The following is a 24,650-nucleotide window of genomic DNA, read 5'->3' as shown; positions in this document are numbered from 1 at the left end:
CGTGCATCATTTCGAGTGAGGCACGAGAACCGTCCCCATGCATCATTCCATGCATCATTTGTATTTCGTAATGGGTATGTGAAAGTATAGGATTAAAAAAATGGTACATGCGAAACAGAGGAACCAGGCTAATATGGGCCTTGTATGGTGGAGACGCAGGCCAAAAAACATAAAAATCCAGACCACTAGAGACCACCAGAAATTCCAGCCATGATCATAGGAGATTAGGTTTGCAGCCTTAAAAAGGCTCTCTATTGCGATACCAAAAATGACCCAGATAGATGCATAACCTATCTGTTTAAGCAGGCTTGCCTGAAAAGGGTATTTTGAAAGAAATATAAAGGCCATTTGGGGGAAAATCAAAAAAGCAATAATAAAATCAACAATGGTATGGTTGGGAATAAAAAAAGATTCTTTATAAGTCCATAGTGGATATTCATACATAATAATAGAAATAAAAAAGTTCACGGTTACGAAAAAAAGAATGGTTGGATAGTACTCCTTCCAATTCCTCCAATCACCCCAGCGCCAGGAACCCAGCAAATAAAGAAAAGGCAGCGCAAATCTTAAATACGAAACCACAGTGTGTAACATTACGTTCCCTCAAATCCTTTTCGAAAAACAATTTTACTACCATTTCTATTATTTGCTATAAACCTAAAATTGAAACATGGGGACGGTTCTTGTGCATCATGATGCAAAAGAACCGTCCCCACGCCTCACCCACGCCTCACTATTCAATTTTCATCGTATGCGTTTAGCGCATTCACACTATGGGCAAGTGCAGACCCTGCCTTTAATGCGGTTGCGACAAAGATGGCTTCGACGAGCTCTTCCTTCGTAACATCCAATTGCTTGGCCTTTTTCGTATGAGTTTCAATACAGTAGGCACAGCCTGTCACATGGGCGACAGCAACAGCAATTAATTCCTTCTCCTTACGGCTTAATAACCCGGCTTTCAGGGCTTGCGTATCAAACTTCACAAAGGCTTGAAAGGATTCTTGCCCTAATTCTTTGAACTCGCCAAATCGATTCATGTTGGAGCGGTTGTAAAGCTCATCTCCCCCATCCTCATCATAGGCATTCAAGGCATTTAATCCATGTGCCAAGGCTGAACCTGCTTTCAAAGCAGTCGCGACCATAATCGCCTCCAGCATCTCTTCCTTGGAAGCCTCTAGTTTTTTTGCCTTCGCAACATGACCATCAATGCAATAAGGGCAACCCGTAACATGTGCCACAGCGACAGCAATGAGTTCTTTTGTCTTTTGAGGAATCGCCCCTGGCGCTAAAGCCAATTGGTCAAACTTCACAAACGCTTTAAACGTCTCGGGTGCAAGCTTTCCTAATTCCGGCAACCTACGAATATTTGACTTTTTATATAAACTTTCATCTATCAAATCTTTTACCTCCATTTCATTGGATGCGCGGGGACGGTTCTTCTGCCTCACAAAGTGAGGCATGAGAACCGTCCCCATGCATCATTTTAGACTCCTATATTCTCCTTGGGGTTTTCAGTTGTGTTTACATGCCCGCCGAAGCCGAAGTGGCCGGGATCGTGGGTTATTTTTTTACCTACTATCATAACGTAAGCTGCAGCAGCTACTAGATAGACAATCGTTCCGATAATGATCGGCATAGACAAAGATGACATGAGTAAATATCCTTGAAAAAATAATAGGGCAATTCCGATATAGACAACCGTATTTAAAACCATTGGCGACAGTTTAAATGGTGCCGCCTGATACAGCTCAGGGTGTTTCTTTGGTAATTTGGTGGCAGCAAAAACCGGAATCATATTCGCCAGCAGGAATACGCCAGTGCCTAAAGCCGATATGATTCCTAAGGAAAGCCCTGTTACAATTGGAATTACTCCAATCACATAAAACAAGGTAAGTAACCAGTGCGGTGTTCCAAACTTTTTGTTAACTTGCCCTAAGGATTTTGGCAGCCAGCCGTCTTCACAGGCAATCATAATTCCTTTGGTGACCCAGGAAAGAGTCGCATTTAAGGTCGTCGCTAAGGCAAACATGGCTCCGCCCACCATAAAGAATATAAACAGCGGTTTTGGTAAAATCGTTTTTGCGACATCTGTTAAAGGCTTGTTCGCAACATCGGCAATCGGCAGCACCCCTGCAGCAATCGTCGCCATAAACGCATACAAGATTCCGACAGCCAATGTCGTTGTGATGATTGTCAGCGGGATATCTCTCCCCGGATTTTTCATCTCCCCGCCTAGCTCGGCAATGACCTGCGCACCGCCGGTAGCAAAGGATAACAATCCTACCGCCATAAAAAATCCAACAAAGCCGCCCGTGAACATTTCACCTGAATTAAACACGGCATAATTCACCTCAGGCATTCCCCAGACGACAAAAACAATTAATGCCAGCAGCAAGACAACAACCATTAATTTTTCAACAAGGGCTGCGAAGTGTACGCCCACTATATTTGCAATATAGAACACAGTCAGAAGCAAGAAGGCGATTAGCTTTAGCGGTGCGTTCGGCACGAGGCCTTGAACATATTCCGCAAAGGATATCGCGTACATGGCCAAGGTTAGCTGTCCAAGAATAAATAACGTTAACCAAAAGAACCCGACTTTTGGAGACAATAGCCGACTTGTATATCTGTACAATCCCCCAGTGGTCGGAATCGCAGAACCCATCACGGCAACTGGAATAACCATAAATATCGTAAAGATGGATGAAATGACAAAGGCCAACGAAACGCCGCTCCCCGTCATCCCAATGGCAATTCCGGTGAGGGCCATGACTCCAGCACCAATTATTTGCCCGATACTAATACTCATTACATCCCCAAGCCCTAAAACCTTTTTTAAATTCGATTCTTGACTAGCCATTTCATTCACCTCTTATATGTTTTTTTGGGATTGTTGTTGCATCATCGGATAGTAGCTGCTTTATGGTTAGGAGACGCGAGGTCGGCAAATTCCTTTTCAATCCGTTCCAACGCTTCCTTAATAATCGGTCTTGGGGAAGATACGCAAATTCGCTGGAAGTCTTGTCCCTCTTCACCAAACATACTGCCATCTTCCAATAAGACATTGGCTTTATTGTAAATACGATCATGAACCTCTTCTGGTGTGATTCCATAAGCGCTGAAGTCCATCCACATCACATACGTTCCTTCCGGAATGTGTACCTTCACTTGTGGCATTTTTTCAGCAAAAAAAGCTTGTACATATTCCATCGTTTCATCTAAATACTCCTTCAACTGTTCCAGCCATTCCTCTCCTTCATGGTAGACAGCGATCAACGCTGATACGGTAAAAGGCGATGGTAATTGGAAACCCATGGCTTGACTGAAGATGTTCCTAAGTTCAGGATTCGGAATGATGACATTGGTGCAATGGAGCCCGGCCACATTGAAGGTTTTGTTGATGGCCGTGCAGGTAATAATATGCTCCGTGTTCGCTGCAGCTTTGGCGATTGGAATAAAGGTTTGGTTACGGCGAATTAAGTCACCGTGAATTTCATCCGCAATGATAAGAACCTGATTTTTTTCACAAATATCTGCTAATCTTTTTAACTCTTCCGGTGTAAAAATTCCTCCGGTCGGATTATGCGGATTGCAGAGGATAAACAGCTTTGTATTTTCATTCTTTGCTTTTGCCTCAAAATCTTCAAAATCAATCGAATAAGAGCCATCTTGTTCGCGGATCAGGGCGTTATTAACGACTTGTCGTCCGTTCCCTTCAATCGCCGCAGTAAACGGCGGATAGACCGGACGCTGAATGATCACCCCATCGCCGGGCTCGGTAAAAGCTCGTACCGCCACATTCAAAGCATGGACTGTTCCTGGACTATAGACAATTTCTTCGGTTTGGATGTCCCAGTCATGTCTCTTTTTAAACCAATGCTGAATCGCCTCGAAGTACTCCTTTGGAAAAATGGAGTAACCAAATATCCGATGCTCGACTGTTTGATGCAAGGCATCGAGTAAAGGCTGAGGAACGGGAAAATCCATGTCCGCCGTAAATAAAGGCAAAGTTTCTTGATCATACCTCTGGGTAATTCCCAATTCCTTAATTAAATCGCCGCCGTCCCATTTCAAGGAATACGTATTTCTGCGGTCGACGATTTGGTCAAAATCGTACTTCACTTGAAATCAACTCCCCCTCTTTTGAATTAAAACGCTTACAAATATTTTTAAAAAAAGTGCTTTTAACGATAGTATAGTTGCTAAACCATCTAAATATAGTTTAGCAACTATACTATATTTAGTCAATAAAAATTCTGAAAATTAAAACAATTATATCGAAATATAATTGTTAGGTCTTTCTGCTCATCGATATTGGAGGCTATTCCATCTGATAAAAGTGACTGGAAAAATAAGTATTATGCTATAATAAAGATAAGAATCTATTAAATTTTTAAAAAGGAGCAGTAATGAAAAAGGAAGAGATTATTTATGAATTAATGGAATCTGTCTATGACCTTTCCAGACAAATTAGCTCCTACGAAAGTATACCTAGAAAGTACGGTACCGAAGATGAGCTTTATATGGTCGAAGCACATACAATCAATTTAATCGGAAACAAAACCCAAACGACTGCTTCAGAGCTTGCCAATCTTACAAAAAAAACAAAAGGCGCCATCTCTCAAATGGTTAATAAACTAATAAAAAAAGGCCTAGTATTAAAATCCAAAAACCCAATCGATAAACGAGAATACATCCTAGAACTAACAGAAAAAGGGAAGATGGTTTACGATTTCCATTACCAATTAGATAAAGCGGAATATACCAAAATACTAAACAAACTACACCAATTTTCCGAAGAAGACCTACTAGTCTACATCAAAATATCATCCATCCTATCAGAAAATACGTCGAAATAGAGCACGGGGACGGTTCTTTTGCTTCACTTTGGAAGCAAAAGAACCGTCCCCTTTTCTCTAAATGAGGCATGAGAACCGTCCCCATGCTTCACCCAAGCCTCTTTAGCAAGAACCCTCCATTAAAGTGGGTGGGGTCGTAGGAGATGATGAAGGCTTTTGGTGATAGGGATAGGATGAGGTTTTTGAGTTTTTGTTCGCGGTTTCGTTTGGCCAGGATTTTCATGACCAGCCGCTTGCCTTCCTTTCCATCGGCCCCCCAAGAAGTGACTCCATAGCCCTGTTCCCTGAGTTTGTCAGGCAGGATACAGTCCACCGGCTCCACGATGACCTCCATCACGACGTAACCTAGAGCCAAATACCCTTCAATTTTACTGCCGACAAACACACCTAGTCCCCAGCCAAAGCAGTAGGCTGCGATGTTCATGGGTTTATCAAGATTATCAAGGACAATCGTCAGTCCCATCAAATAGACAAACACCTCACCCATCGACAGCACTGAGGCTAGAACCCGGTATCCTTTAATGACAATCATCACTCTCAAAGTAAATAAAGAAACATATAAAACGTTAATCACAATGATGGTAAGAATAATTGACGACATGACGTCCACCTCAGCTGTTAATCAAAAAGCATGTATTCTAGTTCACGAGGGTATTGGGTAATCGAAAAACTTCCTGTCTTGGTCAAAATAATCGTATCGGAATGCCTAAAGCCCCCAAGGCCCGGCACATACACGCCTGGCTCAATAGTGTAAACCATGCCCTCCTCGAGCACCAAGTCATTATCAAACCGCAAGTACGGTTCCTCGTGTTCCGATAATCCTAACCCATGTCCAATTCGATGATTCACATATTCTCCGTAACCAGCCTTTTTAAAAATCTGATACGACGCAATATCGACCTCTTTTGCCGTAATTCCCGGCTGAATCATTTCCATGCCGACCCGCTGCGCCTCAATCGCCAATTTCAATAAGTCCTTTTGTTTTTCAGATGGCTTTCCGACAAAAAACGTCCGCTCGTTTTCGGCTCGGTATCCGTTAAACCACACCTGACGGCTGTGAACGACAACATCGCCATCGGCAAATTTCCGCGTGCTGGAGTAAAGGTGCGGCATGGCGCTCCGCTTGATTCCGGAACAGGTCCAATTCGCGTAGCCAATTAACTCCTCCGGATAGTCCTTTGAGGCAATTTCCAATAAAAACTTGTCACCATACGAATCGAATTCCAATTCACTAATTCCGGCCCGGGCATGTTTGAGCGATTCGCCGATCGCATAGTCGGACAGCTGGCCGGCAATTTTCAGCAGCTCTATCTCTTGTTCATCTTTAATCGCCCTCATGTTAATAATTTTTTGACCAACGTCGACAAGCTCAAAGCCCTGCTCATGTAAAAATAAATAGACGCTCGCAGGCAGCAGCCCCAATTCAACGCCAAGCTTTGTACCGGCAGGATATTTTTTTAGCAATCTAGTTAAATGATCTAAATAGGAAATCTCCTTGTGAGCCATATCAATCTGCTCATAATAAACATAGAGTTTGTCAACTTTCGCCTTTTCTAAGGCATGAAGCTCTTCCAGCCCTGGAACAATAAGTTCAGTTTTATCCGCATGGATGAGCGTCACAATGGGACGCGAATAGATAATCGCTCGAAACCCGCTTAAATAATATTGATTGTCGGGGTCCCAAATCAGACTAAGTCTGACGCCCTTCTGCTCCATAAACTCTCGAAAAATTTGAATCCTTTTATTTATCTTCATTAAAACTCCCCCCCAAATCTACTTTTTCCCTCAAAAAACCCCCTGGCAGACTAGGTCTTCACCAGGGGATCATTTATTTCATTTCACACAAGATCGCGCGGAATTTCCTTATTCCATTTTTTCGAAAAAACTTGCTCCTCACCCTCAAAAGCTGTCAATTCATTGGTGAGATAAAACTTAGAGACATCTGCTTTCATGGTACTCACACTCTCAAGACGTGTCTGCCAGCTTCCGCGGCCCACCGTCAGCGTCCATTCGCAGCTAACCTCGGCCGACAGCGGGTCGCCCTCTTTAATGGTGTAAACATTCCGATTAATACTGCCATATTCGAGACCATTACTAGGCAGGCGGCGGGCTCCTTCGTCTGAAAAGTCATCGAGCACCCATACTCCGTTAATTAAATCATGGTGGACTTTCCGGGTGCGGTTCTCGGCCCTAAGGATTTCCCGTTCAGCGACAGCGGCCGTTTCCGGAGGACCAAATTCAGGCAGTTCCTGATCTAGCGGCTGCGGCGACCGTACCGGCAAGGTCACACGCGTTTTTTCACCGGTAAAAACTTTCAAGGTCACCGGTTCCGGCGATGGCCAGGCATGCGGCCAATAGGTTGGCGACAACGCGACCGACCAGCGGTGTCCTTCAGGCAGCACATGCCCAATCGCATTGAGCTTGACGGTTACGGTATAACGCTCACCTGGAACAAGCGGAGTTGGGAACTCATGGCTGTCCCGATGAGTTAAATTCAACATGCCCCAGCTGACCAAGGTTGAGGCCCCGTCTGGCGCGATATCGCAAAGCCGGACGGCAAGCAAAGCGTTCGGCCGGTCAGACGACAATTCCACTGTTACCTCCGGAAAACCAAGGATTTCCACCGGTTCCATCAAGGGTTCTGAAGTGAAACAAACCGAAAGCCCATCTTCGAGCCGCTGGTCAGAAGCGAGGTCGCCCGGCTGGCCAAATGGGCACCAAACACCGGAATAAAGTCCATGCTGCTGGACACTGGAAACGAGGATTTCCTGTTTTTCACCCGGCACCAATTCTGACATTCTTTTTTCATCCAGCCAAAAATCCATAGGTTCGATCGCCGGCGACGGCCAGGCTGTTTCGGCCACCCACCGGCCAGAACGTTCCTCGTAATCTACTTGCGGCGGTACACTTTCCTGCATCCATGCCCTCAGCATCGGCTCCTCCATAATGCCAGTGTCGATTCCCTTTAACCAATAATCCCACCAGCGCAAGGCTTCCTGTAAAAAGCCAATCGCCGGACCGGGAACTGCTACCTCCGGATACTCATGCGCCCACGGGCCGATTAATCCTTTCCTTGGTCCCGGCAGTCCCTCTAGCAGCCTCGGGATGGCATTCGTATAACCGTCTGCCCAGCCGCCAACAGCAAAGACCGGAATATCGATATCCGCATAATTTTCACAGACAGAACCATGCTTCCAATAGGCATCACGGCGCTGATGCTTCATCCACTCCTCGACAAATGGCGGCGTTTTGTCAAGGCGCTCCAGCCAGCTCGATCGCCACGTTTCCCCGACCACTTCCGGATCTGCTGGACGGCCATTATAAACAAGCATCGTCGAAGCCCACCAAAGCATATCAGACGCCAGCACGCAGCCCCCCATATAATGGACATCATCGGCGTAGCGGTCGTCAGTCGAGCAAAGGGTAATAATCGCTTTTAAAGCAGGGTGACGCCTTGCAGCCACCTGAAGGCCATTAAAGCCACCCCACGACTTACCAATCATGCCTGCCGCTCCGGTACTCCATGGCTGTTCCGCAATCCAGCTTATTACATCAAGGGCATCCTCCTGCTCCTGTGGCAGGTATTCATCATAAAGAATCCCTTCCGAATCGCCAGCCCCCCGCATATCGACGCGAATGCTCGCATATCCGTGCCCGGCGAAATAAGGATGGCGGATCGAATCACGCAGTGCCGTAAAGTCATTTTTCCGGTACGGGATATACTCCAAAATCGCCGGAACCGGCTGCTGCTCGGCATCCTCCGGGAGCCAGATTTTTGCAGAAAGGCGCGTGCCGTCCGACATCGGAATCCAAACATGCTCGATTATATGGACCTTGCGCGGGAATTCTTTTTTAATAGAAAGATTCGAATCACGTACATTAAAAACCATGAAAAAACCTCCAAAACCTTTTCCCTAAATTTTTCAAAAAAACGCCTGATAAGGATAAGCGCAGCAGCCAGGGCGGCACACTGCGCGTTAGCAATCATTTCTTTAAGGACTTAGCCCGCCTTTTCCTCTAAGTCAAGGTCTTTTGAAGATGGGCTGCCGTAATCTTGCTTTAACCACCGGAGTAAGGACACTGTCAGCAACAGATAAATGATGATAACCGGAACGGACACAATGACGGAGGAAGTTTGAATGACCTTCAGCCCGCCAATCATTAACAAGGCTACCGCCATAATGGCCAGAATGCCTCCCCATAACAGACGGTGCCAGCGCGCCGGCTCCTGCTCACCCACTAGTTCTTTAGTGGCAATAGCAGAAAGAATATAGGTGGCTGAATCCAATGAAGTCGCTAAGAAAATAAAGCCGAGAACCACGAAGAAAATCAAGACAATAGTGCTGAGCGGCAGAGACTTCAAGACAGCGACAATCGCAGCAGGGCCACCCTGTTTGTCGAGAATTTCCGTGATTGGGACAATATCATTAAGCTGAAGGTGCATCGCATAACCGCCAAACACCGCAAAATACAGCCAGCTTCCTAACGAGCCCCATAACAGAACAGCGCTGATTAATTCCTTGATCGTTCTTCCTTTTGAAATTCGGGCCACGAATAAGCCCATAAATGGCGATGTCGCCGCAAACCAGGCCCAATAAAAGACTGTCCAGCCCTGCGGGAAGCCTCCCTGATTAATTGGGTCTGTATAAAAGCTCATGCGTACGATATTTTGCAGCATCAGGCCGAAGCTGTTTGTAAAATAAGATAGAATAAATAAGGTAGGTCCAACCAGCAGCACAAATAAGGCAAGCGCCAAGGCCATATACACGTTGATGTCGCTTAATTTGCGGATGCCCTTATAAAGTCCGAGATAGGCGCTGGAACAATAAATGACGGTCCAAATAAGAATAATGATGATACTCAATCCAAGTGATTGTTCCATTCCTAAAATTTCGCCAATGACTGCAGAAATCATCGGAACACCAAGTCCTAAGGAAGTGCCAAGTCCGCCAACCAGACTCCAAATCACCAGGATATCGATAATTTTTCCAACCAAGCCGTCAGCGTGCTTCCCAAGTACACCGCGGCAGGCGGTACTGATTTTTAAAGAGGATTGCTTTTTCACAAAGAATGAGTAAGCAATGGTTACAGTTGGAAGCGCATACAATGACCATGCTGAAATCCCCCAATGGAATAAACCGTAGGTGACAGCCCACTCCGCCGCTTCAGGGCTGTTTGCCTTGATGCCGAATGGCGGGCCGGTATAATAATAGATCGGTTCCATGATCGACCAGAACATAATACTCGTACCCATCCCGGCGCAAAACAGCATCGCGCCCCAGCTAAAGTTGGAGAATTCAGGCTTTCCTTCGCCGAGTTTGATTTTTCCATAGCGTCCAAAAATCAGCCAAACTAGCAAGATAAATAATCCTGCGGTCAGAAACTGAAACGCCCAATCCAGCTTAAACGTAATGTCTGTCATCATGTTGTTTAATAACGGTTCCGCCGTTTCACGATTGAAGACCAGTAGTAAGGTTGCAGCAACAATAACAATTAATGAAGACCAAAATACAATCGGATCAATTTTTACCTTCCCCATTCTTCCACTCCTTTGTGAAAATTTCATTTCTAGTAAAATAGTTTCTAAAAACCCCCTATCGTGGTAAAATTGGTTAAAATATAATCGCGATTACTTTATAATTAAGATTATATTATTCCATCTGAATTTTTTCAATGAAAATTCTAAAAATTTGATATACTCAAAAAAGACGATAGATGAGGAGAATTGGCTGCAATGAAGAAGAAAATCCAAATGAGCCGTATGTGGCAATATTTTGTGGAAGCGACGGCGGAAATTATTGAGGAAGAGGGCATTAATAAGATCACCATTCGGAAGGTGGCCGATAAAGCAGGCTACAATAGTGCCACCATCTATAATTATTTTTCCGAGATCTCACATTTAATTTTTTTCGCGGCGATGAAGTTTCTAAAGCCCTATACAGATGAAGTGTCCACATATATGGATAAAGGGAATAATCCCCTGGAGAAATACCTATTGGCCTGGGAATGCTTTTGCAAGCACTCGTTCCAACACCCGCAAATCTTTCATGCTGTCTTTATCATGGACCTAGGAGAACAGCCGGAAAATCTGCTTGAACGTTATTATCAGATTTATCCGGAGGAACTGATCACCATCCCGGAGGAGCTAAAACCGATTCTATTCGAACGGAACATGTCCAAACGAGGAAGATCATACTTGGAATTAGCCCTAAAGGAAGGCTATATCAAAGAGGAAAATATCGATGCCATCAACGAAATCACCATCCTCATCTGGCAAGGCATGTTCACCAACATCCTAAACAACCGCAGGCAATACACACCAGAAGAAGCCATGCAAATGACCATGAACTACATCACAGAAATCGTCAGAAACCAAGCTGTTTTTAACTTTGGGTGAGGCACGGGGACGGTTCTTTTGCCTCATTGGCGTTATCACGGAAAAAAGCCCAACAAGCGGACGATTGCTGGTTGGGCCTTAGATTGTTATACGACGTTTTAAGCTCTTTTTTTCTATAAAAATTTAGGCAAGCCCTCCCGGCGCACTTTTTTATTTTGGCTTATACACTTGGTTATTTAACCAGTCACAAAAAGTCAAATTACATAACCTAACCTTAACATTATGTTTTTAAGATGGGGGGGTTATGCAGATGTACCATTATAAATATACGAAATTAAGTGGACAAAGGCAGTCATATAATAACCAAATTTCGGTATCACCATTACACCTGCAAGAACAAATGCCTAAAGTTAACCAATTAAATGGTCTTGGAATTCCAGCAGGCTGGAGTGGTCCAGTTAATCCAGTAGGTTGGTGGGGTCCGGTTAATAATGATCCTGGGCATCCGGTTAATTGGGCGGCGAAAATAAATCAAACAGGTTTAGGTGCTCAAGGACAGCCAGCCAGTTGGGCCCCCATGAATCAAACGGGTTTAAGTACCCAGGGTCAGCCAGCCAGTTGGGCTCCGATGAATCAAACGGGTTTGAACACTCAAGGGCAAATGATGGGTTGGGGAGGTCTTGGACGTCCGCCAGGCTGGGGAAATTATGGCTATCCAGCAGGCTGGGGTAATCCGAGAGTTCCGATGGGCTGGTGGAATAACGCGGGTCAAGGTCAACCGGGGATGTTCGGAGGTTTACTTAAGGTTGGAAAAGGAGCATTAGGCGGGCTGGGAATTCTCAGCAGTATCATTAGTATCGGACGGTTTTTATTTTAAAGTGTAAAAAATACGATTTAAAGTAACAGAAACATTAGTATAAAATGCAAAAATGAAAGCCATTCGCATATGAATTGGCTTTCATTAATTTTTATGACCGAACCAAATTATTTAGCGGGATTATAACCTAAACTCCATCCCCTCTTCTGCAATATGAAAGCCATTCGCCTCAATTTGGCTCCGAATCTCCTGCTCCGAATCGATTGCCGGATTTGAATGATTTAAATGGGTGAAATAAATCTCAGTCGTTTTTGTTAAATCTTGCAGCAGGTCCATTGTTTCTGTCATGAGCGGATGAGGGATTTCGCGATAAACCCGCCCAATATTTTCAAGATCCTTTTCGGAATGAAAGGTCCCATCGAGTAAACATATGTCTGCTTCCTCGCAAACGGAGCGAATGTCATGGTCCCACTCGTGCCAGCGATCGATATCTGGGACATAGAGGACTTTCTTATTTGGCCCCTTAATCCAAAAAGCAAATGTCTCCGAAAATTCATTGCGATGCGGCACTTCAACAGGTGTTACCGTAACACAAGGAGAAACCTGAATATCCTGGCTATCCTGGAGTTCTTGGACACTTATATTGCCAAGCTTCGTTAATTGGCTCCATGGAGCCTGTTCTTCTAATAAATACTTCATTTTTGACCCAGCCATTACCGGGATTCCCTTTGCGCCAATGGCTTCTCGTCCTAAAAATAATAGACCTGGGTAATGTCCCAAATGGGCATGAGTTAAAAAAATATGATCCATTAGCTTGGTTTGCAGATCGTATTTCATTTGCAGCCTAGCCATTTGCTCCTTCAGATCAGGTGATGCATCAATCAAATGCCATGTCTGCTCATTGGCTTCGACAATCGCCAACGATGCGGCAAGGCGTCTAAACTGCGGGTTTCTGATTGCCTCTGAACAATTTTTACAAAAACAATTTGGATGGGGCAGCCCAGCATCTTGAGCAGTTCCTATTACGCTTAAGATGACCTCACTCATAGTGAAACACTCCTTTTGTGATTTGTTTCGCCTTCATAGTTTTTCTTTGTAATCGTCCAACCGGTAAATCCGAATAAAATATTCATGAGTGGGACTAGGAAGGCAAAGAACGCAAACGGAATAAATTCACCTGGACTAACACCGAGTATTCCCGCAGCAAATACAGCAGGTACCCCCCACGGAACAAGGTTGATTCCAACAGTTCCTGCAGCTTCTACACAGCGAGAAAGGTTCTTCGTATCAATCCCCATCTTTTTATAGTTTTTGACAAATGTTCTTGCTGGTAAAATGATAGCTAAAAATTGTGCCCCACTGGCAAATGCGACTATAAAGGTAGAAAGAATGGTGGTGCTGATTAAGGTTCCAGTAGAATGAACTTTTGACATCATCTTTTTAGTTAATACCTCGAACGACCCAGTCTCTTCTAAAATTCCCCCAAGTGCGGTTGCTAAAATCAACAAGCCAATTGTCCCCAGCATCGACATAAGTCCTCCTCGATTTAACAAGGAATCTAATGCTTTTATTCCAGACTCTACATGGAATCCACTTGTCATGACTTGAATGACAGTAGTTACGGAAGACCCCTGAACGAAGATGGCGAGCACACCGCCTAAAATACCTACACCCATTAATGCCGGAATGGCAGGTGTTTTTTTAACCATTAAAATAATGGTTAATACTGGCATCAATAATAGTAAGGGGTGTATGACAAAAACATCATCCAAACCTGTTTTCATTGCACCAATGACCTTTGTATCTACCCCGCCATTGATTCCTGCTGACTGGCCCACTACCCAATACAATAGAATGGAAAGTAGAAAGGCTGGAATCGTATCCCAGAGCATGTGCTTGACATGACTAAACAAGTCGGTTTCAGCCATTGCCGGTGCAATGTTGGTTGTATCAGACAGGGGGGATAATTTATCACCAAAATAGGCACCTGAAATCACTGCTCCTGCTACAAGCCCTGGAGAGAAACCAAGACCTTCTCCGATCGCCATGAAAGCAAGGCCAATTGTTGCAATAGAAGTAAAAGAGCTTCCTAGTGTGATAGAGATAATTCCGGTAACCAGTGCCACAATCGGTACAAACATAGCAGGTTTAATAATGGACAATCCATAGTAAATCATAGTCGGAATGACGCCGCTCGCAATCCATGTGCCGACAATAATACCGATAATAAGCAAAATAAATACTGCAGGCAACGCTCTTGCCACACCATTTACCATCATCCTTTGGACATCTTCCCAGCTCCACCCGGCCATAATGGAAACAATGGCTGCTGCGATCACTCCAATCATTAACGGAATATGCATCCCCGCTTTCCAAATAAAAATAGAAAACGCAGCAGCGCCAATCAAAGCAATAATAGGAATGAGCGACTTCCCTATAGACAGTTCCTTTTTCATATGTACACCTTCTCCTTAGATAATTTGATGGAATAAAAAAAGCCCCCATCCCTAAAAGGGAAGGAAGCTCCACGGTACCACCCTAGTTAGCAGATTAACCTTCTGCTCGCTTGTTCAGATAACGGCCGAAGCAGGCCCCTAGTTCCCTATCAGGCTCTGATTTCAAAGATGATATCAGCTACTTTAATAGTTCAACGCTTTTATGCTTTTATGCTTTTACGCAGTTAAGTATATGGATATATTAATAGAATGAATCATCATAGTCAATCTTTTTTAAATTGGGTAAGTGATGCATGGGTGATGCATGGGGACGGTTCTTGTGCATCATTATTGGTATTCGCATGAAACAGAGGGACGGTTCTCGTGCATCATCGCGGGTTTTCGCACAAAAAGGCCCAACCAGCGGACGACTGCTGGTTGGGCTTTAGGCTGTGATACGATTTTAATGCTTTTTTTTTCCTATAAGAATTTAAGCAATCCCCCGCAGAAATTCTACCAATGCCTTTGTAAACTCTTTTGAGGTTTCGATATTAGAAAGGTGGGACCCTTCTAGTTCAACATAACGCGCACCTTCAATTTGGTCGGTTAAGTACTGACCGTCGCGTGGAGGCGTAGCCAAGTCATCTTTACTTGAGATGACCAATGTCGGCACGGTAATATTTTTCACCGTATCACGCTCGTCCATGTCCCGAACAGCCGCACAGGCCGCAGCATAGCCCTCGGCAGACGTTTCCAAAAACACCTTTTTAACCTGCTTCACTTCCTCCGGCCCTTGCTGCACGTAGGATTCTGTAAACCAACGCGCTATGACACCCTCAGCGATTGGCTCCATCCCGCTGTTTTGCACAGCCGAAATTCTCGTATCCCAAATTTCACGCGGCCCGATAAAGGCAGCCGTATTGCAAAGTGCCAGTTTCCCTAGACGCTTAGGAGCATTCAGGCCTAACCACATGCCAGTCATGCCACCCATCGAAACGCCGGCAAAGTGGGCACGCTCAATCCCCAAACTGTCTAACAGGCCCACAACATCCTGGCCAAGCTGATCAATGGAATAGGGACCAGCAGGGACATCAGAAGCCCCATGACCGCGTGTGTCATAACGCAGAACTCGGAAGTATTTTGTTAACTCTTCTATTTGGGGATCCCACATGGTGAGGTCCGTTCCTAGCGAGTTGGAAAGAACTACAACCGGAAGCTCCTCCGCCCCGTCGAAACGGTAATGCAGACGAACCCCGTTCACATCGATAAAATTCATGAAAAAACACCCCTGTTACTTATTATTAGCTTATTAAAAAAATGGGATGAGGCAGGAGAACCGTCCCAGTGCATCACCCACACATTATTTAACCTCTAAAAAATCGCTGCCTTCAAACCAGGCTGGGATGCCTGCAGTTAGTAGGGCAACTAGGGAGACGTCAGCGATTTCGGCGTCGGTTGCTCCGAACTTTTTGGCTCCGTTGATATGGAGTTCGATTCCTTTTGGATACATTTCCGCGACGTTGATTCCGACTAAAACTAGTTCTTTCAGTTTACGAGAGACAACATGGTCTCTTAGGACTGTTTTTCTTAAGTCAGCGTATCCTTCTAGACATGCCGGGTTGTATTGATGTAAAACCTTCACCCAGCCAGGAAGTTCTCCGCCTGCTTCTTTTTCATAATAATCCAGAGCACTAACCACTTCATCTTCCAAAAATGAGGCAGGAGAACCGGCCCCTTGCATCAATCCAAGGTCAGAAACCGCGTATTCGAGAGCTTTTACGCCGGTGAACCAGGCTGGGATGCCTCTGGAGATGATGCAGACGGATAGGATGTCTGCAAGTTCTTCGAGGGTGGCGCCTGAGTCGATGGCGCCTTTGGTGTGGTAGATCATGCTGCGTTCATAGCGGCGGGCCGCATTGATGCCGACTAAGATTAATTCCTTCTCCTTTTTGGAAAGGGCTCCGTCTACTAAGATTTCGCCCCTTAATTTTGTATAATATTCAAGCGCCTTAGGAGCAAAATGATGCATTTTAGCTACCCATTCTGGGACCTGACCGTATACCTTTTCAAAAAATTCTAGCCCATTAAATTCTGTTGACATGTCACCATCTCCAAACATTTATTTTTCTAAGAGCCGTCCCCTCATGAACCATGAAAAATGATGCATGAGAACCGTCCCTCTGCCTCAAAAAATGATGCACGAGAACCGTCCCCATGCCTCATACTGACCGGAAAACTGTGGCGATTCCTTGTCCGCCGGCGATGCAGAGGGTGCCGAGGCCCCATTTTGCTTGTCTTTTTTTCATGGCGTGGATGAGGGATACGCAGATTCTGGCGCCGCTGTTGCCGATTGGGTGGCCAAGGGCGATGGCTCCGCCGTTTACGTTTACCTTTTCCATTGGCAGCTTCAATTCTTTCAGACACGCTAGCGACTGGGCTGCAAACGCTTCATTTAATTCTACCAAATCCAGGTCGTCTTTGCTGATTCCAGCCATTTTTAAAGCTCGTTCACTTGCTTCTACCGGGCCGATTCCCATCCGGTCCGGCTGCACACCGGAAAGCCCGAGCGCCGTAATTTCAACTAGCGGCTCAAGATTATATTTTTCGACCATATCCCCGGACACGATCAACAGCATGGAAGCACCGTCATTTAATCCGGAGGCATTTCCAGCTGTCACCGTTCCATCCTTTTTAAAGGCCGGCTTCAGTGCAGCCAGTTTTTCCAAACTCGTTTTCCGTGGATGCTCATCTACTGAAAAAACAATCGGCGCACCCTTTTTCTGAACAATTGTCACAGGAACAATTTCATCCTCAAAAGCGCCGCTTTCGATCGCTTCATGCGCTTTTACCTGGCTCTCATAGGCAAACACATCCTGTTCCTCGCGGGAAATCGCATAGTCTTCAGCAAGATTCTCAGCCGTCATTCCCATCACCAGCCGGCCATATTTATCCTCAGGCTGTGAACCAGGCTGGCTTTCTTTATTCGGGTCCAAAATTTCCGCGTTGCCGGACAGGAAGCCATAGCGGCCATTGCGGATGTAATAAGGGGCGGCACTCATACTTTCCACCCCGCCGACAATGTAGGCATGGCCGATGCCGGAGCGGATTGCCATAAACGCATTATGGATCGCCTGCATGCCGGAACCGCAGGCGCGATGAACGGTGTAGCCAGGAAGCGATTCAGGCAGGTCCGCCATCAGAAGAGCCTTCCTCGCAATATTGGATTGATCCTGGCTCTGCTTCGCCTGGCCAATGATGACTTCATCAATTTCCTCAATCGGAATCAATTTTTTCGCCAATAAATCTTCAAATAACGGCACTAACAGCTCATCCGGCTGCAGGTCCTTCAATGTTCCGCCGATTTTTCCTACCGCCGTCCGCTGGGCGCTGACCACAAATACTCGATTATCCATTCTTTCCATCTCCCTACCGTAATGCTAAAATCTCTTCACTTATTTCAAAAGACGCCTCGGTCTTTTCTCTGACTTCATCCAAGCTCACACCCGGCATTAATTCCTTCAACACGAGCTTTCCTTCTTCAATCTTAAATACCGCTAATTCGGTAATGATGACATCGATCTTACGAAGCGACGTAATCGGATACGAACACTTCTCCACAATTTTCGACTCTCCATTTTTTGAAGTATGATTCGTCGTAACAATGACCTTTCCGGCCCCGCTCAACAGATCCATTGCGCCGCCGACGCCCATAATGTTTTTTCCAGGAATCGCCCAGTTGGCAATGTACCCTTCCTGATCGACCTGAAGCGCGCCAAGGATGGCGACATTCACATGCCCGCCGCGAATCATCGCGAATGACTCGCCGCTATTAAAATAAGAAGCGCCAATACCCTCTGAAATAGGAAGCTTTCCAGCATTGACCAAGCTTGGGTCAAGATCCTCCTCGCTCGTCAGCTCCTCCACCCCGAGCATCCCATTTTCAGTGTGGAAATAGACCGAACCCGGCTGGACATATTTCGCGACAAGCGTTGGAATCCCGATTCCAAGGTTCACAACCGAGTTTGGCTTTAGTTCTGCAGCCGCGCGCTTGGCAATCAACTCTTGAATATCTTTGTTGGTCATTTGGAAACAACTCCTTCTTTGCTTAAAATCAATTGGCTTTCGACAATCGCGTCCACAAATAAATGTGGGGTGACGATTTCTTCCGGTGAAAGCTTGCCCGCTTCGACAATCTCATCGACCTCGGCAATCACAAAGTCCGCTGCCGTTGCCATTAACGGATTGAAATTTCGCGCCGTTTTATAAAAAACCAAGTTTCCCAGAGTGTCAGCTTTGGCCGCTTTGACAAGCGCGACATTGGCTTTCAATGGAGACTCAAGCACATACAGTTCGCCATTGATTTCCCGCGTTTCTTTCCCTTTTGCCAGCTCCGTTCCAGCGCTTGTTTTTGTAAAATAACCGCCAATCCCGGCACCGCCTGCACGAATCGATTCCGACATCGTTCCCTGCGGCATCAATTGAATTTCAAGCTTGCCTTGATTATAAAAATCGCCGACCTCACGATTGCTGGTAAAATAAGAGCCAATCGCCTTTTTGATTTTTCCCTGGCGCAATAAAATTCCAAGGCCTTTTCCAGCCTCGCCAAGATTATTACTGATCACGGTCAACCCATTGACATCGTGGCGTGTCAGTTCGTCAATCAATGTTAACGGTGCCCCGACAAGGCCGAACCCGCCAACCATCAGTGTGTGTCCCGATTGAATTTTTTGAATGGCCGCTTCTGGCTTCATTTGTTTTTGCATGATTATCACCTCGTAAAAAATTGATTACTTTTTCCAAACAAAAAGCCCAGCCATCCCAAAAGAAAGCGCAACTCTAGTGCACTTCTTTTGGAAAGGCTGGGCTACCCTCATTATTGTGAAAACGGGGATGCCGTTCTCACCGTGAAGATCTCAACTTTCCATCATCGCCGTCAACTTGTGACCCGATTTCTTCTATTATATTATACTATTTTATTTTTATCCCAAGAATCCCCAAAGTAGAACAGCACCACAATAGATAATCCCAACCCAGAACATCATGACAACAGTGTAGCCCATGACGTCTTTTAGCTTAAGGTTCGATAAGGCCAGCGCCGGCAAGATCCAGAACGGCTGGACTAAATCGTTCCAGGCATTTCCGAGCATGACGGACATAGACGTATGGGCAATGGATGCGTGCAATTCTTTCGCCGCGTCAATCATGAATGGTCCTTGAACGACCCAGTGGCCGCCCGCAGACGGAGCAAAGAAGTTAATCACGAACGAGCTGACCAGTCCCCAGAATGGCAGTGTATGGGCTGAAGAGAACTGCACAAACCAGTGGGCGATGGTATCTACCAAACCGGACCCCGCCATAATTGCCATGATGCCGGCGTAAAACGGATATTGCAGGATGATGCCGGAAATTGTCTTAATTCCGTCGTTTAAACTAGAAACATAGTTTGCCGGAGTTCCTAATAGGATAATGCCAAGGAAAAGAATAATAAAGTTGATCATGTTTAAATCTAATTTGCCGCCCTTTGAAAAGAAGGACACGACATAAATGATACCGATAATTCCAATTGCCAATGAAAGCAAGCGGCTGTTGTTTAACTTAGTTGCAAACGTCACTTCTTCATTGCCGAGGGCAGTTGCTGCTGCCACCTGTTCACGCGCCTCAATCTCCGGATTGATTTCAATGACATTTTCCTTCTTCTTCGGATGCAGCCAAGCGTTTAATAAAGGAAGAGTGATAATAACGATCAAGCTGGTAACTAGCATCGGTATTGAAAAAATAGTTTCTGATAATGGCACGACGCCCATTGCTTTTTCCATTGGGTGGCCAGGTGTTGAAATCAACACTGGAATACTAGCGGAAAGACCTAATCCGTATAACGTAAATCCGCTGTACGCGGCTGCGATAATCAGCGGGTAGTGAACCCCTTTGACCTTTAGAGCGAGTTTCTTGGCGATGATCCCCCCAATCACCAAACCAAAGCCCCAGTTTAAGTAACTGCCAATTCCCCCGACCAATGTCGCAACGATAATGGCCATTCGAGGAGTATGAACGAGTGAAACAATTTTGTTTAAGAACCGGTCAATAATCGGCGCCTTTGCCAGCACATAGCCCATCGCCAGGATGACAGCCATCTGGGTCGTAAAAGATAACAGATTCCAGAAACCTGCTCCCCAGCTGGTTGTGGCAGCCACAAATCCTTGTCCTTCGACAAGAACCGCCAAAATTAGTGTTAGGATGGTCAATCCAATCGCAAACACAAATGGATCGGGAAGATACTTCCTCATCAGATTCGTGAAAAAACCAGTAATTTTCTCCATGCTTTCGCCCCCTTGTTGTTTTAGAAAAATAGTTTAAGTTAACGCTTTCATTACATTCGAAAAAAAATCCCCTTCGTTAAAGCTTCTATCCTTATTGTAAAGGAATCGAAAAGGTTTCCTCATTAACAAATAATGGATGACAGCGTTCGCTGGGTTGTTGCTCCCCACCATAATGTCAATAAAAAATACCCAGCCCTGCCAAAAGGAATAAGAAACACAAGGGTTCCCTATTGTCTTTTGGAAAAGCTGGGTATTCTTAATTTAAGGTGGAATGGGTAATTCCATCGTTAAGAAGACGCTTTTCGAAAGGTATTTATTTTATAAAAAAACTATAATATCCTTTTGTCTAATTGTCAAATTATTTTTTATTTTCTATCTGATTTATTTTTTCAAAATATCTTTTATGGGCTGCTTTTAACGCGACAATCACAGAATTAACCGAAGGCGCAAAATAATGCTCTTCAATCCGTTTGACAAGCTCGTCAACACCATTCGACAAATTGTAGCCAATCACAAGCCGCTTGATAAAGTCCTTGGCCAAATCAGTAATAAACGTAAACTCCGCATCCACAATGGAATGGTTCGTCGGATCAACCTCAAGAACAATTCCAGCATGCTTATAAATCTCGTACATCGCACTTCCTGTCGGCGCCTTCGCATAGGCAGTCACCAACACCGTATTCATCTCATGTTGTGAATTCAAGTTGGACCCTCCCTTAGTTTTACTATTATTATACCAGATGTGATGCATGGGTGATGCATGGGGACGGTTCTTCTGCATCATTTTGAGCAAGGGAAGGGTTGGGGTTCCTGTTTTGCAAACGAAGGAAGTGAGGCACGAGGACCGTCCCCACGCCTCACTTTATGGTTTTAGGATTACCTTGACCCCTTGCTTTTGAACGCCGACTTCGAAGCCTTCGACTGCTTTTTCAAGCGGAAGGACATGGGAAACCAGCTTCAGATAAGGAAATTTTCCTGAAGAAGCCATGGCGATGGTCCGCTTCAAGGTTTGCTCGGTTACACCGTATACCCCTTTGACCGTTACTTCACCGCGGACGATTTCGTTGGATGGCAGTACTGTTTCCTTGGCGGAAATGCCAACCAATAACAGTTCGCCGCCCTTTGTGCACATCCTGACCCCTGACACCATCGATTGGTGGAAGCCGCTTGTTTCAAACACATGGTCGACACCCTGGCCATTTGTCAACTCAGATATGGCTTCGACATCGTTCACCTGGTCGGCATAGACAATGTCTGTTGCACCTAATTCTTTGGCCAGCTGCAGTCTTTCTTCATCGACAGACAAGCCTGTTACAATCAGCTTTTTCAAGCCGAGGCTGGATAAGGACGCGATTAGGGAAAGACCGATTGGACCCGGTCCGATGACAACAGCCGTGTCGCCTGGCAGAATGTCGGCACGCTCAAGCGCCCGAACGCCAATGCCAAGCGCCTCGAGCATTCCGGCTACCTCAATCGGCATCGTTTCCGGAATCGGCAGAACGTTTTTATAATGAATCGCCGCATATTCGGCCATTCCGCCATTTTGCCGGAAGCCATATTGCAGGGATTTCGCCGGCACCTTGTCCATCGCTCCTTTGCCATGGTCACAAAGATTCGTCCTGCCCCGCTGGCAATTAGCACACTCACCGCAGGCCACATACGGATTGATGATGACTCGGCTGTTTATCAGGTGCTCATGGTCAGGATTGTTCACACCAACGACTCTTCCGGCAAATTCATGGCCGAGAACGACAGGTGTCGCCACCCACTCATACGCGCGCATCCCCTCGTACATGTGCAAATCACTCCCGCAAATGCTCACGGCCTCTACCTGAACAAGCACTTCGTTTTCCTTCAGTTTAGGAGTTTCCACTTCTTTTACTTCTACACCATGGTCTCTTGTTGCTTTGACAACTGCTTTCATGTTTTCTCACCCTTTCTGGATTATGCTTTTTTGCCTCAGCAAGCGACTATAAATCCTTTTTACGGACATTTCATCTTCGTTTTTCACCGATTTTGTCCGAAGATGCCATTCCTACCACTCTTCCACCGCAATCGCTCTGATAGGAGAACCTGTCAAACCTTTCAAATTCAAAGGAGTTCCAATAAAATAGAAATGCTTTTTCGAAAGCTTATCCAAGTTAACGATGTTTTCCATGATTAATATGTTTCTGCTCAGCAGGGCAAGGTGGACATCCCTTTGCATATTGTCATTGATATCGGCATTCGCTAGATCCAGGCCGATTGCTTTAATTTTATTCTCGACGACCCAATCCCCGACAGAAGGAGCAAGGGATTTGCACTGATGGAAGCCTTCGCCATTCCATTCCCCGTCCCAGCAGCGAAACAGCACAATACTATTCTCTTTAATTTCAAGCTGGTCCCTCTCAACCACCGCTTCTACCATTTCCCGCGTGACCGGCTCTGAAGGATTTTTATCCGAACAATCAATTAAAACGGCGTCCCCCATCGTCGCATCAATCGGAATCTGTTCGATCGTTAAGCCATCTTTGAAAAAATGATAGGGAGCATCCATGTGTGTGCCGCTATGGTCGGACATCATGAAAATCTTGCTGGCATAGCCTTCACAAGGTGCCGTATATCTTGGTTTGGAAAAATCGTGAGTGATGTGGTCCATGAACACGACTTTTGGATGGGATGGAAAAGAAACTAAGCCGTCGTACAACAATACTGATAAGTCAACCGTTTTCATAATTACGCACCTCTAGTAGTTTATTTTTTAAAAATGAGCGTGCTGCTCTATTTCTTCAGCCATTTCATCATTTGAAGCAACTGGGCATTTTTCGATTGGAGGGCGTCCGTCTGGGAGTCCTTGGGCCAATCATAAAACCCTTTGCCCGTTTTTGTTCCGAGCTCGCCATTTTGCACTTTTTCCGAAAGTAGCCTTGCTGGTTCAGTCCGGTTCTCCAAATCCTTATAAAGATAGGAGGCAATATGGTGATGAACGTCCAAACCGTTCAAGTCGCGCTGCTCCAATGGTCCGGTGAAGAGCAGCCGGATACCGAGGCTCCAACGGACAACGGTATCAATTTCCTCCGCTGTCGCAATCCCTTCCTCCAGCAGCGAAATCGCCTCCCGCGCCATCGCATGCTGAATCCGGTTACCGATGAAACCCGGGATATCTTTTTGGATTAAGACAGGTTCTTTATGGATTTTTTTGAAAAATTCCATGACTTCATCACAGACTTGATTGGAAGTCGCGTCGCCGCGGATAATTTCCACTAACGGAATAATCGCCGCCGGCATGAAAAAATGCGTGCCGATAAAGCGGTCGCGGTGCTTTAGCTGTTCACTTATCTGGTTAATGGACAACCCCGAAGTGTTCGTAGCAAAAATGGTCGCCGGCTCACAAATCTCTTCAAGCGTTTGAAAGAGATTTTGCTTTAACTCCAAGACTTCCGGAATGGCTTCAATCACCATCCAGGAGTTTTGCGCATCTTGAAGGGTATCTGAAAGTGAGATTCGGCCAAGCGCTTCATTCATTTGTTGTTCTGAGATAAACTCGTATTCTCTTAGAATCTCAAATTGATCCCTGATTTTCTCCAAAGCTCCGCTTAGGACTATCTGGTTCTGCTCGACCATGTGAACGTTTACATTGTGTTGCGCAAGTAATTGAGCAATCCCCCTGCCCATCGTCCCTGCACCAACAACCGTAATTTTTCTATCTTCCATATGAGCGTGGTCCCTCCTTAATTTGAAAATAAAAAAACCCAGCCCCATAAAAAATAAGAACAAACACATCCTTATCTTTCAATGGAAAGCTAGGTATCCTAAATCACATGAAATGGGTAATTTCACCATTAAGAAACTGCTTCTCATTAACTATTAATACTGTTTATATTATTATGATATTTCTAAATTTAG

General features: G+C 45.4%; 23 protein-coding genes. 3 read left to right on the top strand and 20 right to left on the bottom strand.

The window, feature by feature from the left end:
• Positions 1–54: 54 nt before the first annotated feature.
• The 4 genes from ACNQGS_RS17020 to ACNQGS_RS17005 all read right to left on the bottom strand — a co-directional run bounded on the left by ACNQGS_RS17020 (position 55) and on the right by ACNQGS_RS17005 (position 4,122).
• Positions 55–594 carry a CBO0543 family protein gene (locus tag ACNQGS_RS17020; protein WP_491488340.1) on the bottom strand — a complete coding sequence of 180 codons (540 nt, stop codon included), beginning with the start codon at positions 592–594 and terminating at the stop codon, positions 55–57.
• 143 nt (positions 595–737) lie between these two features.
• Complete coding sequence (locus ACNQGS_RS17015; protein ID WP_378586275.1) at positions 738–1,412, bottom strand: carboxymuconolactone decarboxylase family protein; 675 nt, start codon at positions 1,410–1,412, stop codon at positions 738–740.
• A gap of 71 nt (positions 1,413–1,483) precedes the next feature.
• Entirely contained in the window at positions 1,484–2,860 is a 1,377-nt protein-coding gene (locus ACNQGS_RS17010) for an APC family permease (RefSeq protein ID WP_491488339.1), read from the bottom strand.
• A gap of 41 nt (positions 2,861–2,901) precedes the next feature.
• Positions 2,902–4,122: a MalY/PatB family protein gene (locus tag ACNQGS_RS17005; protein WP_491488338.1), complete on the bottom strand. Its 1,221-nt coding sequence runs from the start codon at positions 4,120–4,122 to the stop codon at positions 2,902–2,904.
• A 287-nt stretch (positions 4,123–4,409) separates the two neighbouring features.
• On the opposite strand from ACNQGS_RS17005, the gene ACNQGS_RS17000 reads away from it, so the two are divergent.
• Positions 4,410–4,859, top strand: coding sequence for a MarR family winged helix-turn-helix transcriptional regulator (locus ACNQGS_RS17000; protein ID WP_213143907.1), 450 nt, complete (start codon positions 4,410–4,412; stop codon positions 4,857–4,859).
• Positions 4,860–4,947: 88 nt separating this feature from the next.
• Here the strand turns inward: ACNQGS_RS17000 and ACNQGS_RS16995 are convergent, their stop codons facing one another.
• From ACNQGS_RS16995 to ACNQGS_RS16980, 4 genes are all read right to left on the bottom strand, one after another.
• Positions 4,948–5,460, bottom strand: a complete 513-nt coding sequence (locus ACNQGS_RS16995) for a DUF2179 domain-containing protein (RefSeq protein WP_213143906.1) — start codon at positions 5,458–5,460, stop codon at positions 4,948–4,950.
• 17 nt (positions 5,461–5,477) lie between these two features.
• Positions 5,478–6,614, bottom strand: a complete 1,137-nt coding sequence (locus tag ACNQGS_RS16990; RefSeq protein ID WP_491488337.1) for a M24 family metallopeptidase — start codon at positions 6,612–6,614, stop codon at positions 5,478–5,480.
• 83 nt (positions 6,615–6,697) lie between these two features.
• Positions 6,698–8,749: a CocE/NonD family hydrolase gene (locus ACNQGS_RS16985; protein ID WP_491488336.1), complete on the bottom strand. Its 2,052-nt coding sequence runs from the start codon at positions 8,747–8,749 to the stop codon at positions 6,698–6,700.
• Between the two features lie 110 nt (positions 8,750–8,859).
• On the bottom strand, positions 8,860–10,398 hold the full coding sequence (locus ACNQGS_RS16980; RefSeq protein WP_491488335.1) for a BCCT family transporter: 1,539 nt from the start codon (positions 10,396–10,398) through the stop codon (positions 8,860–8,862).
• Between the two features lie 195 nt (positions 10,399–10,593).
• Here ACNQGS_RS16980 and ACNQGS_RS16975 point away from each other — a divergent pair, with 195 nt between their 5' ends.
• A complete protein-coding gene (locus tag ACNQGS_RS16975; RefSeq protein WP_241113734.1) occupies positions 10,594–11,256 on the top strand; it encodes a TetR/AcrR family transcriptional regulator in 663 nt (220 codons plus the stop codon).
• A gap of 250 nt (positions 11,257–11,506) precedes the next feature.
• Complete coding sequence (locus ACNQGS_RS16970) at positions 11,507–12,073, top strand: hypothetical protein (protein WP_491488334.1); 567 nt, start codon at positions 11,507–11,509, stop codon at positions 12,071–12,073.
• Between the two features lie 120 nt (positions 12,074–12,193).
• On the opposite strand, the gene ACNQGS_RS16965 is transcribed toward ACNQGS_RS16970, so the two are convergent.
• From ACNQGS_RS16965 to ACNQGS_RS16910, 12 genes are all read right to left on the bottom strand, one after another.
• Positions 12,194–13,060 carry an MBL fold metallo-hydrolase gene (locus ACNQGS_RS16965; RefSeq protein ID WP_491488333.1) on the bottom strand — a complete coding sequence of 289 codons (867 nt, stop codon included), beginning with the start codon at positions 13,058–13,060 and terminating at the stop codon, positions 12,194–12,196.
• Positions 13,057–14,469, bottom strand: a complete 1,413-nt coding sequence (nhaC, locus tag ACNQGS_RS16960; protein ID WP_491488332.1) for a Na+/H+ antiporter NhaC — start codon at positions 14,467–14,469, stop codon at positions 13,057–13,059. Before nhaC ends, ACNQGS_RS16965 begins: the two co-directional genes overlap by 4 nt.
• A gap of 469 nt (positions 14,470–14,938) precedes the next feature.
• Positions 14,939–15,724, bottom strand: coding sequence for a 3-oxoadipate enol-lactonase (pcaD, locus tag ACNQGS_RS16955; protein WP_491488331.1), 786 nt, complete (start codon positions 15,722–15,724; stop codon positions 14,939–14,941).
• Between the two features lie 84 nt (positions 15,725–15,808).
• A complete protein-coding gene (locus ACNQGS_RS16950) occupies positions 15,809–16,567 on the bottom strand; it encodes a carboxymuconolactone decarboxylase family protein (RefSeq protein WP_491488330.1) in 759 nt (252 codons plus the stop codon).
• A gap of 100 nt (positions 16,568–16,667) precedes the next feature.
• Positions 16,668–17,861 (bottom strand): thiolase family protein, encoded by a 1,194-nt coding sequence (locus ACNQGS_RS16945; protein ID WP_491488329.1) that lies wholly within the window; start codon positions 17,859–17,861, stop codon positions 16,668–16,670.
• Between the two features lie 13 nt (positions 17,862–17,874).
• Complete coding sequence (locus ACNQGS_RS16940; protein ID WP_491488328.1) at positions 17,875–18,531, bottom strand: 3-oxoacid CoA-transferase subunit B; 657 nt, start codon at positions 18,529–18,531, stop codon at positions 17,875–17,877.
• The gene (locus ACNQGS_RS16935; RefSeq protein WP_491488327.1) at positions 18,528–19,211 is read right to left on the bottom strand and encodes a CoA transferase subunit A; all 684 of its coding nucleotides are present in this window, start codon (positions 19,209–19,211) and stop codon (positions 18,528–18,530) included. The genes ACNQGS_RS16940 and ACNQGS_RS16935 overlap by 4 nt, the downstream gene beginning before the upstream one ends.
• 216 nt (positions 19,212–19,427) lie before the next feature.
• The gene (locus ACNQGS_RS16930; RefSeq protein ID WP_491488326.1) at positions 19,428–20,765 is read right to left on the bottom strand and encodes a short-chain fatty acid transporter; all 1,338 of its coding nucleotides are present in this window, start codon (positions 20,763–20,765) and stop codon (positions 19,428–19,430) included.
• A gap of 358 nt (positions 20,766–21,123) precedes the next feature.
• Positions 21,124–21,468 carry a DUF3870 domain-containing protein gene (locus tag ACNQGS_RS16925; protein ID WP_491488325.1) on the bottom strand — a complete coding sequence of 115 codons (345 nt, stop codon included), beginning with the start codon at positions 21,466–21,468 and terminating at the stop codon, positions 21,124–21,126.
• Between the two features lie 159 nt (positions 21,469–21,627).
• Complete coding sequence (locus ACNQGS_RS16920; protein WP_491488324.1) at positions 21,628–22,689, bottom strand: zinc-dependent alcohol dehydrogenase; 1,062 nt, start codon at positions 22,687–22,689, stop codon at positions 21,628–21,630.
• Positions 22,690–22,800: 111 nt separating this feature from the next.
• Positions 22,801–23,478, bottom strand: a complete 678-nt coding sequence (locus ACNQGS_RS16915) for a cyclase family protein (protein WP_491488323.1) — start codon at positions 23,476–23,478, stop codon at positions 22,801–22,803.
• A 47-nt stretch (positions 23,479–23,525) separates the two neighbouring features.
• Entirely contained in the window at positions 23,526–24,458 is a 933-nt protein-coding gene (locus tag ACNQGS_RS16910; RefSeq protein ID WP_491488322.1) for a 3-hydroxyacyl-CoA dehydrogenase NAD-binding domain-containing protein, read from the bottom strand.
• Positions 24,459–24,650 lie beyond the last annotated feature (192 nt).

The organism is Neobacillus sp. PVCKKU3 (assembly GCF_058323225.1).
Note: the sequence above shows the minus strand (reverse complement) of the source record. Positions and strands in the feature narration are given on the sequence as shown.